We start from the raw sequence: 16586 nt of genomic DNA, 5'->3' as shown, positions 1-16586 counted from the left end.
CTCCATTGCTACATAAGTATAAATCGTTTCAAATTTTCATATACTATTAAAAAGTATGTACAAGGGGTTAAATCTATGTCTAATAACTTTGCTGATTCTTCTATAAACCACTTAGTTAATAGTGATGAACCATTAATGAGTTGGAAGTTAGCTAATCATATTACTGTGGCCATTCCTTCAAATGCTGAAGTTGTTATTCTCTGCATCGGATCAGACCGATCTACAGGAGATAGTCTCGGTCCCTTAACAGGTACATTGTTAAACAAGCGTCACCTAAGGCGAGTTTCTGTATATGGAACTCTAGACCACCCAGTCCATGCCAAAAACCTTAACGAACAAATTGATTATATAAATAGCCAATACCAAAACCCATTTATAATAGCCGTTGATGCTGCATTAGGTTCACTAAAAAGAGTCAAGCAAATCGAAATCGGTAATGGACCATTAAAACCAGGAACAGCCCTTGAGCGAAAAACAGAGCCTGTAGGCGATTACTTTATTAAAGGCTATGTCAATACTGGTGGCTACTTGAATTTTAATGTGCTACAGTCAACAAGGCTGAAAACGGTCATGGATATGGCAGAAGGTGTTGCTAAATCTCTATGGGTCGTTGATTTTCGTTTGGCTAAAAAGACAATCATTAATGCATAAAAATAGAAGTTGGGCCATAACTAGAAAGCTATAGGCCCAACTTCTATCTAAAACAAGCTCCCGATTTGAATATAAGCGTACAACACAATTCCAACAGTCAATAAGCTAGGTAATAGATTGGCTACTCGAATATGAGTGATTTTTAATAGATTTAGCCCAATTGCCACTATTAGTAAGCCACCTGTTGCTGTCATGTCTTCTATAAACAATTCCAATAAATCTTCCGGGATCCACTGATCAATTTGGGTAGCAAACAAGGCGATCCCACCTTCATAAAGAACAACGGGAAGTGCTGAAAATACAACTCCAATACCAAGTGTAGTCGTTAAAACTAATGCTACAAACCCATCAATAAGAGCTTTTGTGAATAAGATTTCATGATCTCCTCGAAGGCCACTATCTAACGCACCAACAACTGCTAATGCTCCGATCACGAATATCAATGAAGCGGTAACAAAGCCTTCTGCAATCCTGGATTCGCTACCCTCTTTTTTAAATTTTAATTCAATAAATGAACCTAATCGATTCAATTTTTCGTCCAAATCAATACCTTCACCCAAAATAGCTCCGGTCAATAAGCTTAGCAAAATCACGACAATTCGGTCCGAGGCAAACCCCATTGATAAACCAATAATGATAACAGTCAATCCAATACCACTCATGATTGTTTCTTTAAATCTCTCCGGTATTTTTGTGAAAAACAATCCAATTAATGTACCAACGATAATTCCAACACCATTTACTATAGGTCCTAATAGCTCCATCTAAGATCACCCAATCTGCATCAATTGATGTATGTAATATTAATGTTTCACGTGAAACCCTACTTTAAATTATTATAAAAAAGGAGTCTATTCTTATTAAAGAATAGACTCTTTTAGTTATTCAGCTTTAACTAATAAATCGATAATTCGATCAAGATCATCTCGGTCAAAGTATTCAATTTCAATCTTCCCTTTTCGTTTCCCTTGCTGAATATTAACACCTGTTCCTAAACGCTCTTGGAGTTCCGATTCTTTTGATGCTATAAATACATCCTTCTTCGTTTGCGATTTCTTCTTTTTATTAGTTTTATCATTTAGCTTAGTGATTAGCTGTTCAACTTGGCGAACGTTCAAATGTTCCTTTTTAATCTTTTCAACGACAAGTAATAATTGTTCTTCGTCTTTGATCGAAAGGAGTGCACGCGCATGCCCCATTGTGAGTTCTTTACTATTTACCATAGCACGCACCTTCTCTGGAAGCGACAATAACCTGATCATATTGGTAATGTGGGGGCGACTTTTACCCAACCTCTTGGCTAATTCATCTTGTTTGATATTCAATTCATTAATTAGACGATCATAAGCCTCTGCTTCTTCAATCGGAGTTAAATCTTCACGTTGTAGATTCTCTAACAGCGCTAACTCCATCATTTGTTCATCAGATAGCTCACGAATCACAGCTGGAATGGTGCTTAACCCTGCTTCCTTAGACGCTCGAAAACGTCTTTCGCCGACAACAATTTCATATCCTTTTATTCCCCGACGAACGATAATCGGTTGAAGAACACCATATTGTAAAATTGAATCCTTCAACTCTTCAATTGCATCAGCTTCAAATACTTTCCTTGGCTGATATGGATTCGGACGACAATCTTTTAACTCAATTTCTTGGACTGTCTCTTCATGAAAATCAACATCTTGAAAAATTGAATTCAATCCTTTACCCAACCCTTTGGCCATTCGCTACCACTTCCTTCGCTAATTCACTATAAACCTCTGCTCCTTTGGATTTAGAATCGTATTGAATAATAGGCTCCCCATAACTTGGTGCCTCACCTAACCGAATATTCCTTGGGATGACAGAATGAAAGACTTTATCTTGAAAGTACTTCTTCACTTCTTCAATCACTTGCAAACCTAAATTTGTCCTTGCATCAAGCATCGTAAGTAGTACACCTTCTATTTGCAAGCTTTGATTTAACCTTCTTTGAACTAATCTGACAGAATTTAATAACTGACTTAACCCTTCTAGAGCGTAGTACTCACACTGTACTGGGATAATCACACTATCAGCTGCTGTTAATGCATTAAGGGTTAATAACCCTAAAGAAGGCGGGCAATCAATAATAATGTAATCATACTCATTTCTTACGTTTTCTAATGCTTTTCTCAACCTAAGTTCTCTTGAAATCGTAGGTACCAATTCGATTTCAGATCCAGCAAGTTGAATAGTTGCCGGTATAGCATCCAGATTAGGCACCTTGGTAGGTACACAAACTGAACTCGCATCTTCCTCTTCAATTAAAATGTCATAAATGCAGGCATTCATATCTCCCTTATTGATGCCTACCCCACTAGTCGCGTTCCCTTGAGGGTCTATATCTATTAAAAGGACTTTATGATCTAATTTTGCTAGACAAGCACTCAAATTGACTGCTGTTGTTGTTTTACCTACGCCACCTTTTTGGTTAGCGATGGCAATGACTTTCCCCATAATGTCACCTGCCCTACTCTATTATCTAACTATTATAATTCTATCACGAAATAATAAATTGTTATATGTTAACTGGTAGAAAAAAAGTCCCATCTTTTCAAGACAAAGATGGGGACCACTCCAATCAAACATTATTTTTTAGGAATCTTGATCGTTATCTGATAAAAATCATCCGTATCTTCTTCTTCTGACTCAACATCCATACCTGTATCTTGGACCATGTTTAAAGATTGCCTAATGGTATTCAAAGCGATTCTTACATCTTTGTTAACACCCTGGACCTTTGGTTTTGGTTTTTTCTTTTCATCTTGTTCTTCTGATGGATGAAGTATATCTTGGATCCGTTCCTCAGTCTGTTTAACATTTAAATGTTCTTCAATAATACTTGATAGTAATTGTTCCTGAGTTTGTTCATCTTTTAACGAAATTAGTGCCCTCGCATGTCTTTCAGTAATCTGTTTGTTTAAAAGTGCCTGCTGAACAACACTAGGCAACTTTAATAGTCTTAATTTATTAGCAATGGTAGATTGACTTTTACCTAGTCTTTGAGCTAATGCTTCTTGCGTTAAACCGTGCGTATGAAGCAGTTGATCATAAGCAATAGCTTCTTCTACAACCGTTAGTTCCTCACGCTGTAAGTTTTCAATTAATGCAACAGATGCTGTTTCAGTATCTGTCATATTTTTGATAATAGCAGGAATTGTTTCCCACTCTAATGATTGAACAGCACGCCATCTTCTTTCACCGGCAATTAATTCAAACTTGTCTTCCTCTTCAAGCTTACGAACAACGATAGGTTGAATCATGCCATGTGTGTGAATGGTTTGGGCTAGTTCCGTAATTTTTTCCTCATCAAAAATAGTTCTTGGCTGATACTGATTTCGTTGAATCCTACTAACCTCTATTTCAACGACTTCATTCTCCTGAATGTTTGAATTCTCCTCTAGTTTAGACTCACTCTTGCCAAACAATCTACTAAGCGAACTCATTCAGTTGGCACCCACCTTCTTCAACTCTCTTAATCTATGTAAAAAATGAAATGTTTCACGTGAAACATTTCATTTATATTACGCAAGGGTATAATCTCTTTACGTCACTCTTCTCTATTTTTATATTACCATAAACAGTAGTTGAATATAAAGAGAAACTTTATCATTTGATCTTAAAGCTTCGTATTAGATGGAGAGTGTCCATTACCTGAATTGTGATCGGGCACAAGACTTATGGGCAATCAGTTGGCTTGAAATGTTCGAGAGAAGCAATCTCTAGACCGTTTTGACTTCGTTTGAAGCGCGAAATATCCGTGAGACGTGGTCTCATGAGCGTTTTAGCCCCATTTGAAGCCCAGAATGTCCGAGAGAAGCAATCTAATTAACGTTAACCCGCCTCGTGAAGCTATTACCGTCAATTAGAAGAGGTCTAATTAACGATAAGCCTACTAGAGAAGCTTAGAACGTCAATTAAGAAAAGCACTGACCAACCAAAAGTTACTGAACATCCTGTCATTTCTGTGTAGTAACTCACTCCGACAAATAACGTCATTTTTCACTCAATTGGTTCTTTATTTGGTGTACCCGGTTTTCTAGGATATTTCTTTGGAGATTTCCTCTTTTTTTGTACAATCGCAATATTTCTTTCACTATTTTCTACTGGTAAAAAGAGCTGGTGGACTTTGTCCCATTCTCCCCCCATTGTTTTAATAGATAAGTTCCCTTTTTCCATTTCTTCACTAAAATTCGCTCCTTTCATCATAACAAAGGAGCCACCCACCTTAACTAACGGTAGGCATAGTTCACTTAATACGGACGTTCTCGCGACTGCACGTGCTGTTACTAAATCAAAAGATTCTCGAAATTTTTTATTTTGGGCAAATGTTTCCGCTCGATCGTGGTAAAAGGCAACATCGCTTAACCCAAGTTGGTCTGCTAAATGATTCAAAAAGGTCATCCTTTTTTTTAAAGAATCAACAATAGTAACCTTTAAATGTGGAAAAACGATCTTAAGTGGGATGGATGGAAATCCTGCTCCAGCTCCAACATCACAAATCGACAGGGGTTTTGTGAAATCGTAATAAAAAGCTGCAGTAATGGAATCAAAAAAATGCTTTAAATAAACTTCTTCACGATCAGTAATGGCGGTTAGATTCATTTTTTGATTCCATTCTACTAAGGTTTCGTAATAAACATTGAATTGGTTCACTTGTTCATCTGTTAGTTCTATACCGTATTCTTTTAATGAATGGTAAAATACATCTTCTTTCATAAATACCCTCTATTCGTTAACAGCTTTACTCTTTACACCTTGTTCTAGGTAAACTAATAAAATTGAAATATCAGCTGGGTTGACTCCCGAGACACGCGATGCTTGCCCCACTGAAAGTGGTTGGACTTCTTTTAATCGTTCCCTTGCCTCTGTAGCAAGCCCTTGAATATCATCATAATCAATATGCTCAGGAATCTTTTTATTTTCCATCTTTCTCATCTTTTCTACTTGCTGATTTGACTTTTTAATATAGCCTTCATATTTTATATGAATTTCAACTTGTTCCTCAACTTCATCTGGTAACACTGCTTCAGGTGGAACAATTTGTTTGATGTGATGATACTTCACTTCTGGTCGACGTAGTAAATCAGCAGCACGAATACCGTCTTTTAGTGGCGATCCACCAAGTTCTTGGATCATTTCCTGAACTTCATCTGTTGGTTTAATGATCGTGTCTTCAAGTCGTTTAATCTCGTCATGGATTTGTTGTTTTTTTCGATTAAAGTTAGCATAGCGCTCTTCTGAAATCATTTCCATCTTGTAACCAATGTCAGTTAATCTTAAATCAGCGTTGTCATGACGTAGTAATAAACGGTACTCTGCTCTAGATGTTAGTAAGCGATAAGGTTCATCGGTACCTTTAGTTACTAGATCATCGATTAATACACCAATATAAGCCTGAGAACGATCTAGAATTAATGGTTCTTTATCAAGTGCCTTTGCTGCTGCATTGATACCTGCCATAATGCCTTGAGCGGCTGCTTCTTCATAACCGGATGTTCCATTTAATTGTCCGGCAGTGAATAGACCTTCAATTTGTTTAGTCTCTAGAGTTGGCCATAATTGTGTTGGGACAACTGCATCGTATTCTATGGCATAGCCGGCACGCATGATTTCAGCCTTTTCTAATCCTGGAACAGTTTCTAGGAGTTGTTTTTGAACATACTCTGGTAATGATGTTGAAAGTCCTTGCACATACACTTCATCAGTATTTCTACCCTCAGGCTCTAAGAATACTTGATGACGTGGTTTATCATTGAAACGTACAATTTTATCTTCAATTGAAGGACAATATCTAGGGCCCGTTCCTCGCTCTGCTCCTGAATACATTGCAGATTTAGATAAGTTATCATCAATAATTTTATGTGTTACTTCTCCCGTATAAGTTAACCAGCAAGGAATTTGATCGGTAATAAATTCTGTTGTTTCATAAGAGAAAGCACGTGGTTCTTCATCTCCTGGTTGAATTTCCGTTTTAGAATAATCAATCGTGTGTGAATTGACACGCATTGGCGTACCCGTTTTAAAACGAACTAGTTCCATTCCTAAATCTTCTAGTTGCTTTGATAAGGCAATAGTTGGACGTTGATTGTTAGGACCACTTTCGTATTCAATATCGCCAATTAAAACTTTACCACGCATAAAAGTACCTGTTGTGACAACAACCTGATCTGCTTCATAACGTGCTTTAGTTTCGGTAACTACACCTTTACAAACGCCGTCCTCGATGATTAATTCTTCTACCATTCCTTGACGAAGAGTTAAGTTTTCCTGATTTTCTATGACCCTTTTCATTTCTTGCTGATATAACACTTTATCCGCTTGGGCGCGTAAAGCTCTTACTGCAGGTCCTTTACTTGTATTTAACAAACGCATTTGAATATGGGTTTTATCAATAGTTTTCCCCATTTGACCACCAAGTGCGTCGATCTCCCGTACGACCACACCTTTAGCTGGTCCACCAACTGACGGGTTACAAGGCATAAAAGCGATTAGATCAAGGTTAAGTGTCAACATTAGCGTTTTGGCTCCACGCTTTGCTGAAGCTAAGCCTGCTTCTACCCCTGCATGACCTGCACCAATGACAATGACATCATAACGTCCCGCATCATACATGATGATGGCCTCCTTCTAATTAAAAAATTTTATCTATTTACCAAGGCAAAATTGCGAGAATAACTGATCAATTAGTGACTCATGGACATCCTCACCGATTATTTCGCCTAATAACTCCCAAGTTCTTGTAATATCAATCTGAACCAAATCTAATGGCATTCCCATTTCAATTGAATTTAATGCATCAGCTAATGATTGTTCTGCTTGCTCTAACAGTTGAATGTGACGGACGTTAGAAACATAAGTTAAATCACCACTATCTAATTCTCCGTCAAAAAATGTGTCAGCAATTGCTTGTTCTAATTCATCTATTCCTTGTTCTTCAATGAGTGATGTTGTAATAATAGGGGCACCACTTGCCTTTTTAGTAACCTGATTCATATCAATCTTCTGTTCAAGGTCAGTTTTGTTAACAATCACAATAACATCAAGATCACTAGCTGCTTCAAATAAAGCTTCATCTTCTTTAGAGAACGGCTCATTACCATTCAAGACGAGTAAAATTAGATCTGCCTCAGTAAGTGCTTGACGTGATCGTTCGACACCGATTTTTTCAACAATATCCTCTGTCTCTCGAATCCCTGCCGTATCGATTAACCTTAAAGGAACACCTCTTACATTGACATACTCTTCAATCACATCTCGAGTCGTACCAGGTATATCTGTTACTATAGCTTTATTTTCATGAGCTAAAATATTCATTAAAGAGGATTTACCTACATTCGGTTTACCGATAATAGCTGTGGCAATGCCTTCTCTCAGTATCTTGCCTTGTTTAGCTGTTTGCAAGAGCTTAGCAATTTCACCCTTTACATAATGGGCTCGTTCCGTTAATAATTCATGTGTCATTTCTTCTACATCGTCGTATTCCGGATAATCGATATTAACTTCTACATGAGCTACGGTTTCTATTAATTGTTGACGTAGATCACGAATAAGTTGGGACAATCGACCATCCATCTGTTTTAGAGCAACAGACATGGCACGATCGGTTTTTGAACGAATTAGATCCATTACAGCTTCTGCTTGCGAAAGGTCAATTCTTCCATTAATAAAGGCACGTTTGGTAAACTCACCCGGTTCGGCTAAACGAGCCCCTTCACGCAAGACTAACTGTAAAACCCGATTAACTGAGACCATACCTCCATGACAATTAATCTCTATGACATTTTCACGGGTGAAGGTTTTAGGAGCCCTCATCACCGAAATCATAACCTCTTCGACTTTCTCGTCTGATTTTGGATCAATGATATTTCCATAGTGAATGGTATGTGATTCTACTTGCTCTAAATCTTTTGTAAAAATTCGATTCGTTATTGGAATTGCCTCATCCCCACTTAGTCTAACAATTGCTATCGCACCTTCTCCAATTGGTGTAGAAATAGCTGTAATTGTATCTTGTTCCATACCCTTCACCCCTTTCACACTTAATTTCCTAACTAAAAACAATATCATAATTAACCAAGAAAGAAAAGAAATAAAGAATGCTCTAATTAAAATGCTCTAATTAACATAAAAAAATAGCTAACCTACTAGGATTAGCTATTCTTTCTATTTATTATAACCTATTTTTCCGGCTTAATAACAACTCTTCGATTAGGATCTTTCCCATCCGAATACGTTGATACGTCATTGTGGTCATGAAGAGCAGTGTGAATAATCTTTCTTTCAAAAGAAGGCATAGGCTCTATATGAACTTCCTCATTTAAACGAATTGCTTTTTTGGCTAAGTTATTAGCAAGGTTAACTAAAGTTTCTTGACGTCGTTCACGATAACCCTCAGCATCCACAATTACACTATAATAAGAATCCGTATCCTTATTAACAACTAGGTTTGTTAAATATTGAAGGGCATTAATAGTTTGTCCACGTTTACCAATTAACAGTCCGATTTTCTCACCTATTAAGTCATAGACTATTTCTTGATCATTTTGCGTTACTTGGACATCAATATCTCCAGCACCGATTTGCTCAGCAAGTTGTTTAAGATAAAACATACCTTCTTTGACGATGTCTTTTTTCTCTTGCACTTTAACATAAGCTCGCTTAGATCCAAAAACACCTAGTATTCCTTTTTTACCCTCATCAATCACTTCAACTTTTACTTGGTCTTCTGTTAAATCTAATTGACGAAGGGCATTAATTTTTGCTTCTTCAACTGTTTGACCACTAGCCGTTATTTCTCTCACTTTTTCGTGCCTCCATTATTTTTTTCGAATTCTCTCATCATTGGACGACGAATTAATAGTGTTTGAGCAATCATAAAGAAGTTACCAACTACCCAATATAGCGCTAACGCTGCTGGGAAGAATAATGCAAATACACCGATCATTACTGGTAACAAGTATAACATAATTTTCATCTGTGGGTTATCTGAAGCTGGTGTTCCTGCCATCATAATCTTCTGCTGAATAAATGTTGTTGCGAAGGTAATAATCGCAAGAATTATATCTGGATTACCTAATTCAAACCATAAGAAATCGTATCTACTGATTTCCTCAGTACGAACAATCGCATGATAAAATGCAATCAAAATTGGCATCTGGGCAACAATCGGCAAACATCCTGCTAATGGGTTGACACCATGACGTTGGAATAATGCCATCGTTTCTTGTTGTAACTTTTGCTGCGTTTGCGCATCTTTTGATGAATACTTTTCACGGATTTCTTTTAACTCAGGTTGAATTAATTGCATGGCTTGGGATGATTTTAGTTGCTTAATATTTAAAGGTAAAACTAGTGTACGTAATAATACCGTAACGATGACAATAGCTAAACCAAATCCATGATTAAAGATATCCTCAGCTATATATGTGATTAAAAAAGATAACGGATAGACAAAGAAACTATTCCAAATACCTTCACTTTCGGCATCGATTGGTTCATTAACTTCAAAGCACCCAGTTAATAGAGTCGCTAAGCCAATTAATAAAACAACCAATAACAGCTTTTTGCGCACTTCCTGTTCCTCCTATCTAACTAGAACAATCGATTTATACCAAGTATTTTAGCACTAAATATAGAACTTTTACCACTAGTATATCAGGATTTATGATCAAATTGATTCGTTTTCTTCAATAAATGCGTCAAGCTACTTTTAATTTCGCTAAAACTCATATTCTTCGTTTGATTACGTGCAATAATCACATAATCATAATCATTTTTAATATATGGTTCTAACTCTATAAACGCTTGTCGCAAATAGCGTTTAATTCGGTTTCGGGTCACTGCATTGCCAATTTTCTTACCTACTGAAAGGCCCACTCGAAAATGATCTTGTCCATCTTTTTTTAATGAATAGATCACGAGCTGACGATTGGCAAATGAATGCCCTTTCTTAAAAATATGTTGGAATTCTTCATTTTTCTTCACTCGATAGTCTTTTTTCAATAAAGATCTTCCAATCCAAACTTTATTAAAATATTTTGATTACTAGAAAAAAGACCACTGATTAACTTTCAGTGGTCTAGGCAGAAAGTACTTTTCTTCCTTTACGACGACGACGCGCTAACACTTTTCTACCGTTTTTAGTTTTCATACGTGAACGGAAACCGTGTACTTTACTACGTTTTCTTTTATTTGGTTGATATGTGCGTTTCATACTATACACCTCCTGAAATCAACAAACTCACTCGTACTTCTAAGCAGTCCAAGTTAGTATATTAAAAATTCGCATTGAATGTCAACAGACAAACTGCTTTACATTATAATATAAATCGCCTAATAACACAACAAGGAAAAGTCTTCTAAATTGATCTCCAAAAATAAGAAACGATCATTACAATAAATAACATCTCATCTCTCATCATAAACTCATGGTTATCCACAATCATTTACCAATCATAGACATTCTAAACCTTCGAAGCATAAAATCCACTTATCCACACGAACAGTTAACAAATAAATTTCACTTTTTATTATCCACACACTTTTTCGACATTTAACCACAAAACTAACGGTTGTGGACAAAAATTATATACATATATGTTTTTTGTGTGGATAAGTCACGAATTCCATTGAAATCAAAGGTTTATTTTGGTATGATTATGTTGTTTTACCGTGGATAAATAAATTAACGCTCGAAACTTTTCCACAATATGTGGATACAATGTGAATAACCATCAACAGCTTGTTTTTAAACTTATTAACATGATTGTGGAAATTGTCGATAAATGTATTATAACGTTTATATAACCCGTTTGTCTTGTCCACAAGTTAACTATTAGATCAACCAGAAAAAACACTAGAAAGGATGTGTAAGTGTTTGGAAAATATATCCGAGATCTGGCAACAAACCTTGGCAGAATTAGAAACAAAGATAAGCAAACCCAGTTTTGATACTTGGCTTAAATCTACAGAAGCAAAATCCATAGATGAACACCAAATCTATATTATTGCCCCCAATGAATTTGCAAGAGATTGGTTGGAAAATAGCTATGCTGGATTAATTACTGAAACTTTATTCAACTTAACCGGGTCCAAATTAACTCCTAAATTTATTATTCCCGAAAGTGAAAATGTTGATGAACCAATGAATCAACCAATCAAAAAGTTTAATCAACCAAAAAACCAAGACGGGAATTCTAAAACGATGCTTAACTCTAAATATACTTTCGAAACATTTGTCATTGGATCAGGGAACCGTTTTGCCCATGCTGCTTCCCTAGCTGTAGCAGAAGCACCAGCCAAAGCCTATAACCCTTTGTTTATCTACGGGGGCGTAGGTTTAGGGAAAACTCACTTAATGCATGCAATTGGCCATTATGTAATTGAACATAATCCTGATGCAAAAGTCGTTTACTTATCTTCAGAGAAATTTACCAATGAGTTTATTAATTCAATTCGTGATAATAAAACCATTGATTTTCGTAATAAATATCGAAATGTCGACGTTTTATTAATTGATGATATTCAATTTTTAGCGGGAAAAGAACAAACTCAGGAAGAATTTTTCCATACATTTAACTCCCTGCACGAGGATAATAAACAAATTGTGATCTCAAGTGACCGACCACCAAAGGAGATTCCAACCTTAGAAGACCGACTTAGATCACGCTTTGAATGGGGATTAATTACCGATATTACTCCACCTGACTTAGAAACAAGAATTGCTATCTTACGTAAGAAAGCGAAAGCAGATGGACTGGATATTCCTAATGAAGTGATGCTTTATATTGCTAATCAGATCGATACTAATATTCGTGAATTAGAAGGAGCATTAATTCGTGTTGTCGCTTATTCTTCCTTAGTTAATCAAGATATTGACGCTTCATTAGCAGCCGATGCATTAAAGGATATTGTGCCAAATTCAAAACCTAAAGAAATTACCATCAAAGGGATCCAAGAAGTTATTGCCCATCGATTTAACATTCAAATAGAAGATTTTGCTGCAAAAAAACGAACAAAGTCTATTGCCTTTCCTAGACAAATCGCCATGTATTTAGCTCGTGAATTAACGGATTTCTCTTTACCTAGAATTGGCGATGAATTTGGAGGCCGTGATCATACAACAGTCATTCACGCCCACGAAAAAATATCCAAAATGCTAGCAGAAGATATTCAACTCCAACGTGAAATCGATGAAATTACTGAACAGATCAAATCTAACTAACCAATCAGCTTGTTAACATTGTGAATAAGTGTTGCAAGGTTGCAAACAAGTTATAAACATGTGGACAACTTACAGAATAAAGCTTCAACTTAGTTATCCACAAATTCACAGGCTCTATTACTATGATTACTATTTTTTTATATAAAATAAATAAATATATAGAAACATACGGGAGGATCTTATGAAAATAATCATTGAACGTGATCAATTGATGCAAAGTATACAAAATGTCATGAGAGCTATTTCACCTAAAACAACTATACCGATTCTTTCAGGAATGAAATTAGAAGCCAATGAACAAGGATTAAAGCTGACTGGTAGTGATTCAGATATTACAATTGAATCTATTATTCCTAGAGAAGAAGACGGAGTTATTAACATTCATGAAATAACACCAGGTAAGGTCGTCGTTCAAGCTAAGTTTTTACCTGATATTATTCGTAAGTTACCAGAAGATCAAGTAGAGATAGAAGCTGACGGAGACTTAAATATTATGATCCGTTCAGGAAATGCAGAGTTTAAGTTGAATGGACAAGACCCTGATGAATATCCACAATTACCAGTTTTACAAACAGACAATAGTTTCGAGATGCCTACGGATTTATTGAAAACATTAATTCGTCAAACTAACTTTGCAGTATCAACATCAGAAACTCGTCCCATCTTAACTGGGGTACATTTCAAATTAGAAGATGAACAACTAGAATTAGTTGCAACGGATAGTCACCGATTGGCGTCAAGACGAGTTAAAATGAATGAAGAGACTGGAGCTTTATCCTTTAATAATATTGTTATCCCTGGTAAAAGCCTAGGAGAATTAAACAAAATATTAGATGACACTCAAGACTCAATTCAGATTAGTGTTGCTGAGAACCAAATTCTGTTTAGAACAAATAATCTCTTTTTCCTTTCTCGTTTACTGGATGGAAATTATCCTGAAACATCTAGACTAATTCCTAACCAGAGTAAAACAGAGATTCAAGTTGGTGCTAAAGAATTAATTCAAACAATTGATCGTGCCAGTCTATTAGCTAAAGACAACCGTAATAATATTGTTAAACTGGTTACTAAAGGGGACCAAGCTATTGAAATTACGAGTAATTCTCCTGAAATTGGTACAGCTGAAGAAGTTTTAAATACCAATACAATTGAAGGAGAAGACCTTAAAATTTCCTTTAACGCTAAATATATGATTGATGCATTGAGAGCGATTGATGCTGAAGAAATCAAGATTCAATTCACCGGTGCGATGAGGCCGTTTATTATTGAACCCATTGATGAACAAGAACAAATTTTACAGCTGATCACGCCAGTTAGAACTTATTAATCGTTTTTTATTAATGTCTAAGATAGTGAGTATGATGTTCAGTAAAAACTCTTATGTTATTTTTGAGTGCAATAACCCCGCTCCAGCAGAATACTCCGCTTTCCGTGGACACGGCTGAAGCCTCCTCGACCTCACAAAAAACGTTCGGTCTGTGGGGTCTTCAGGCTCGTGTTGTTTCCACAGGAGTCTACGTATTCTGCCTACGCTAATGGTGATGATCCAATTAATGAAATATATGTAAGAATGATTAACCACTTTACTAGCGTAGTGTATTTCCAGCGATATCATAGTAATCCATAAGATCAAATAACGTGATAATGAACATCATCCTCCAAGTGTAAAGATTAATGGTGGATAGAATTCGATAAATGGATCATTCAGCAATTAATGTTGACGATTCAGCTATAATTGCTCCTATTCAGTAGTTAATGATGCGTATTCATCAACTATGAAAGATAATTCATAAATAAAAAGTCGTATTCGTTAGTAAATCCACAATTCACCAACCATCTTATAAGATTAATCAAGAAGCTGAATAAACAAGCGATAAAATACCTTGTTTATTCAGTTTCTTTTCTTATGAGTAAATGTTTAGTAAAATATATATTTAGGAGAAAACTACGGGTAACTACTTTTAAGAAGGTGAAATTATGGCAGAACAAATTGGGATTAAAACTGAACACATAACATTAGGACAATTTTTAAAATTAGCTAACATTGTGGAATCAGGGGGTATGGTTAAACTGTTTTTACAAGATTACGCTATATATATTAATGGAGAACAGGATCAAAGAAGAGGACGAAAGTTAAAAATAAATGATACAATAGAAATTGAAGATATTGGAACTTTTGAAATTACAAAAGAAGATTAGGTAAATTGCTTCAAAGGAGTCCCATGCTTATGCATATCGAGGAAATAACATTAACAAATTACCGTAACTATGAAGAACTGTCTTTGTCGTTTAATAACCAAATCAACGTCATTATTGGAGAAAATGCACAGGGAAAGACTAATTTGATGGAGGCTATCTACGTTTTAGCTTTTACCAAATCGCATCGGACATCAAAAGACAAAGAATTAATTAAATGGGACTCAGAGTATGGTAAAATTAAAGGTAGTGTATTTAAACGTAATCGAACGTTTCCACTTGAAGTCATTTTTTCGAATAAGGGTAAAAAAGCTAAGTTCAATCATATTGAACAAAAACGTTTAAGTGATTACATTGGGTCTTTAAATGTTGTGATGTTTGCCCCAGAAGATCTAAACTTAGTTAAAGGTAGTCCACAAGAGAGACGAAAATTTATTGATATGGAGATTGGCCAGATTCAACCAATCTATATTTATCATTTAGGTCACTACCAAAAAATTTTAAAACAAAGAAATGCTTTACTAAAAGAGTTGCAACGTTACCCTCAAAAAGATAAAACGATGCTTAACGTGTTAACTGATCAATTAATTGATCATGCAAGTATCGTAGTTGAGAGGCGTTATCAATTTTTAGCTAAGCTTAGGGATTGGGCTGTTCCGATCCATGAAGGCATTAGTCGTGGATTAGAAGAACTAACAATCAGCTATGATACGTCTGTCAACGTATCAGAAGGCTTAGAATTGGAGAAAATAAAAGATAGATATATTGAACACTTTAAGCAGATTGAAGACCGTGAAATAGACCGGGGAACAACTTTAGCTGGGCCACATCGTGATGACTTAATGTTTTTTGTCAACGACCGTAATGTCCAAACCTTTGGGTCACAAGGACAACAAAGAACGACAGCTTTATCCTTAAAGTTAGCTGAAATTGAGTTAATATATCAAGAAGTAGGAGAGTATCCAATTCTTTTATTAGATGATGTCCTAAGCGAATTAGATCATCATAGACAATCACATCTTTTAAATACGATTCAAGGTAAAGTTCAAACATTTGTTACGACTACAAATGTTGATGGTATTGACCATGAAACACTCAAACAAGCAGAGATGTTTAAAATTTATAACGGGACAATATTAATAGAAAGGTGAGGTTAGCTGTTGTTTATACATATTGGTGACGAGCATGTAATTCGGTCAGAGGAAGTTGTATCTATTATCGATTATAATTTACTTAGTTCTTCTTCAATTGTAGAAGAGATGATTTTTAATCAACGTAAAAATGGTAATGTAACTGAAGCATATTATGAAGATCCTAAAGCGATTGTAATAACTGTCGACCATATCTATTTCAGTTCATTATCTGTATCCACATTAAATAAACGTGCCCAATTATCACATATGTTAGATAAAATAGATGAAATTGATGAGATTACGCATTCAACAGATGATTAAATCTAGTAAAGATAATTATTGGAAAATGAAGGTGAGAT

17 protein-coding genes are annotated in these 16586 nt (G+C 35.7%); 6 read left to right on the top strand and 11 right to left on the bottom strand.

Annotation, left to right across the window (positions count from 1 at the left end; translation table 11 throughout):
* Positions 1–75 precede the first annotated feature (75 nt).
* Complete coding sequence (gene yyaC, locus HWQ49_RS09735) at positions 76–651, top strand: spore protease YyaC (RefSeq protein WP_188207424.1); 576 nt, start codon at positions 76–78, stop codon at positions 649–651.
* Positions 652–698: 47 nt separating this feature from the next.
* Here the strand turns inward: yyaC and HWQ49_RS09730 are convergent, their stop codons facing one another.
* The 11 genes from HWQ49_RS09730 to rpmH form a co-directional block, all read right to left on the bottom strand.
* A complete protein-coding gene (locus tag HWQ49_RS09730) occupies positions 699–1415 on the bottom strand; it encodes a DUF554 domain-containing protein (RefSeq protein ID WP_188207423.1) in 717 nt (238 codons plus the stop codon).
* A 117-nt stretch (positions 1416–1532) separates the two neighbouring features.
* Entirely contained in the window at positions 1533–2375 is an 843-nt protein-coding gene (locus HWQ49_RS09725; protein WP_188207422.1) for a ParB/RepB/Spo0J family partition protein, read from the bottom strand.
* The gene (locus HWQ49_RS09720; protein WP_188207421.1) at positions 2356–3129 is read right to left on the bottom strand and encodes a ParA family protein; all 774 of its coding nucleotides are present in this window, start codon (positions 3127–3129) and stop codon (positions 2356–2358) included. The genes HWQ49_RS09725 and HWQ49_RS09720 overlap by 20 nt, the downstream gene beginning before the upstream one ends.
* Positions 3130–3260: 131 nt before the next feature.
* Positions 3261–4118, bottom strand: coding sequence for a nucleoid occlusion protein (noc, locus tag HWQ49_RS09715; RefSeq protein WP_188207420.1), 858 nt, complete (start codon positions 4116–4118; stop codon positions 3261–3263).
* A gap of 556 nt (positions 4119–4674) precedes the next feature.
* Positions 4675–5391, bottom strand: a complete 717-nt coding sequence (gene rsmG, locus HWQ49_RS09710) for a 16S rRNA (guanine(527)-N(7))-methyltransferase RsmG (RefSeq protein ID WP_188207419.1) — start codon at positions 5389–5391, stop codon at positions 4675–4677.
* 9 nt (positions 5392–5400) lie between these two features.
* Positions 5401–7287, bottom strand: a complete 1887-nt coding sequence (mnmG, locus tag HWQ49_RS09705; RefSeq protein WP_223155103.1) for a tRNA uridine-5-carboxymethylaminomethyl(34) synthesis enzyme MnmG — start codon at positions 7285–7287, stop codon at positions 5401–5403.
* Between the two features lie 33 nt (positions 7288–7320).
* Positions 7321–8694 (bottom strand): tRNA uridine-5-carboxymethylaminomethyl(34) synthesis GTPase MnmE, encoded by a 1374-nt coding sequence (gene mnmE, locus HWQ49_RS09700; protein ID WP_188207418.1) that lies wholly within the window; start codon positions 8692–8694, stop codon positions 7321–7323.
* Positions 8695–8852: 158 nt separating this feature from the next.
* Positions 8853–9476 (bottom strand): RNA-binding cell elongation regulator Jag/EloR, encoded by a 624-nt coding sequence (jag, locus tag HWQ49_RS09695; RefSeq protein ID WP_188207417.1) that lies wholly within the window; start codon positions 9474–9476, stop codon positions 8853–8855.
* Positions 9473–10246: a YidC family membrane integrase SpoIIIJ gene (gene spoIIIJ / locus HWQ49_RS09690; RefSeq protein WP_188207416.1), complete on the bottom strand. Its 774-nt coding sequence runs from the start codon at positions 10244–10246 to the stop codon at positions 9473–9475. The genes jag and spoIIIJ overlap by 4 nt, the downstream gene beginning before the upstream one ends.
* An 83-nt stretch (positions 10247–10329) precedes the next feature.
* Positions 10330–10677 carry a ribonuclease P protein component gene (rnpA, locus tag HWQ49_RS09685; protein WP_188207415.1) on the bottom strand — a complete coding sequence of 116 codons (348 nt, stop codon included), beginning with the start codon at positions 10675–10677 and terminating at the stop codon, positions 10330–10332.
* Between the two features lie 76 nt (positions 10678–10753).
* A complete protein-coding gene (rpmH, locus tag HWQ49_RS09680) occupies positions 10754–10888 on the bottom strand; it encodes a 50S ribosomal protein L34 (RefSeq protein WP_188207414.1) in 135 nt (44 codons plus the stop codon).
* Between the two features lie 663 nt (positions 10889–11551).
* On the opposite strand from rpmH, the gene dnaA reads away from it, so the two are divergent.
* From dnaA to remB, 5 genes are all read left to right on the top strand, one after another.
* Positions 11552–12898 carry a chromosomal replication initiator protein DnaA gene (gene dnaA, locus HWQ49_RS09675; protein WP_188207413.1) on the top strand — a complete coding sequence of 449 codons (1347 nt, stop codon included), beginning with the start codon at positions 11552–11554 and terminating at the stop codon, positions 12896–12898.
* 181 nt (positions 12899–13079) lie between these two features.
* Positions 13080–14225, top strand: a complete 1146-nt coding sequence (gene dnaN, locus HWQ49_RS09670; protein ID WP_188207412.1) for a DNA polymerase III subunit beta — start codon at positions 13080–13082, stop codon at positions 14223–14225.
* Between the two features lie 650 nt (positions 14226–14875).
* Positions 14876–15097 (top strand): S4 domain-containing protein YaaA, encoded by a 222-nt coding sequence (yaaA, locus tag HWQ49_RS09665; RefSeq protein WP_188207411.1) that lies wholly within the window; start codon positions 14876–14878, stop codon positions 15095–15097.
* A 29-nt stretch (positions 15098–15126) separates the two neighbouring features.
* Positions 15127–16245 carry a DNA replication/repair protein RecF gene (gene recF, locus HWQ49_RS09660; RefSeq protein ID WP_188207410.1) on the top strand — a complete coding sequence of 373 codons (1119 nt, stop codon included), beginning with the start codon at positions 15127–15129 and terminating at the stop codon, positions 16243–16245.
* A 9-nt stretch (positions 16246–16254) separates the two neighbouring features.
* Complete coding sequence (gene remB / locus HWQ49_RS09655; RefSeq protein ID WP_188207409.1) at positions 16255–16548, top strand: extracellular matrix regulator RemB; 294 nt, start codon at positions 16255–16257, stop codon at positions 16546–16548.
* The last annotated feature ends 38 nt before the right edge of the window (positions 16549–16586 follow it).

This window comes from Alkalibacillus aidingensis, from assembly GCF_014595945.1.
Taxonomy (GTDB): domain Bacteria; phylum Bacillota; class Bacilli; order Bacillales; family Alkalibacillaceae; genus Alkalibacillus; species Alkalibacillus aidingensis.
This window is presented reverse-complemented; position numbering and strand designations above follow the sequence as displayed.

What these genes read in the sequence shown, in the direction of transcription:
- yyaC (WP_188207424.1), top strand. Translation starts at nt 76, where the DNA reads ATGTCTAATAACTTTGCTGATTCTTCTATAAACCACTTAGTTAATAGT.
- HWQ49_RS09730 (WP_188207423.1), bottom strand. Translation starts at nt 1,415, where the DNA reads ATGGAGCTATTAGGACCTATAGTAAATGGTGTTGGAATTATCGTTGGT.
- HWQ49_RS09725 (WP_188207422.1), bottom strand. Translation starts at nt 2,375, where the DNA reads ATGGCCAAAGGGTTGGGTAAAGGATTGAATTCAATTTTTCAAGATGTT.
- HWQ49_RS09720 (WP_188207421.1), bottom strand. Translation starts at nt 3,129, where the DNA reads ATGGGGAAAGTCATTGCCATCGCTAACCAAAAAGGTGGCGTAGGTAAA.
- noc (WP_188207420.1), bottom strand. Translation starts at nt 4,118, where the DNA reads ATGAGTTCGCTTAGTAGATTGTTTGGCAAGAGTGAGTCTAAACTAGAG.
- rsmG (WP_188207419.1), bottom strand. Translation starts at nt 5,391, where the DNA reads ATGAAAGAAGATGTATTTTACCATTCATTAAAAGAATACGGTATAGAA.
- mnmG (WP_223155103.1), bottom strand. Translation starts at nt 7,287, where the DNA reads ATGTATGATGCGGGACGTTATGATGTCATTGTCATTGGTGCAGGTCAT.
- mnmE (WP_188207418.1), bottom strand. Translation starts at nt 8,694, where the DNA reads ATGGAACAAGATACAATTACAGCTATTTCTACACCAATTGGAGAAGGT.
- rpmH (WP_188207414.1), bottom strand. Translation starts at nt 10,888, where the DNA reads ATGAAACGCACATATCAACCAAATAAAAGAAAACGTAGTAAAGTACAC.
- dnaN (WP_188207412.1), top strand. Translation starts at nt 13,080, where the DNA reads ATGAAAATAATCATTGAACGTGATCAATTGATGCAAAGTATACAAAAT.
- yaaA (WP_188207411.1), top strand. Translation starts at nt 14,876, where the DNA reads ATGGCAGAACAAATTGGGATTAAAACTGAACACATAACATTAGGACAA.
- recF (WP_188207410.1), top strand. Translation starts at nt 15,127, where the DNA reads ATGCATATCGAGGAAATAACATTAACAAATTACCGTAACTATGAAGAA.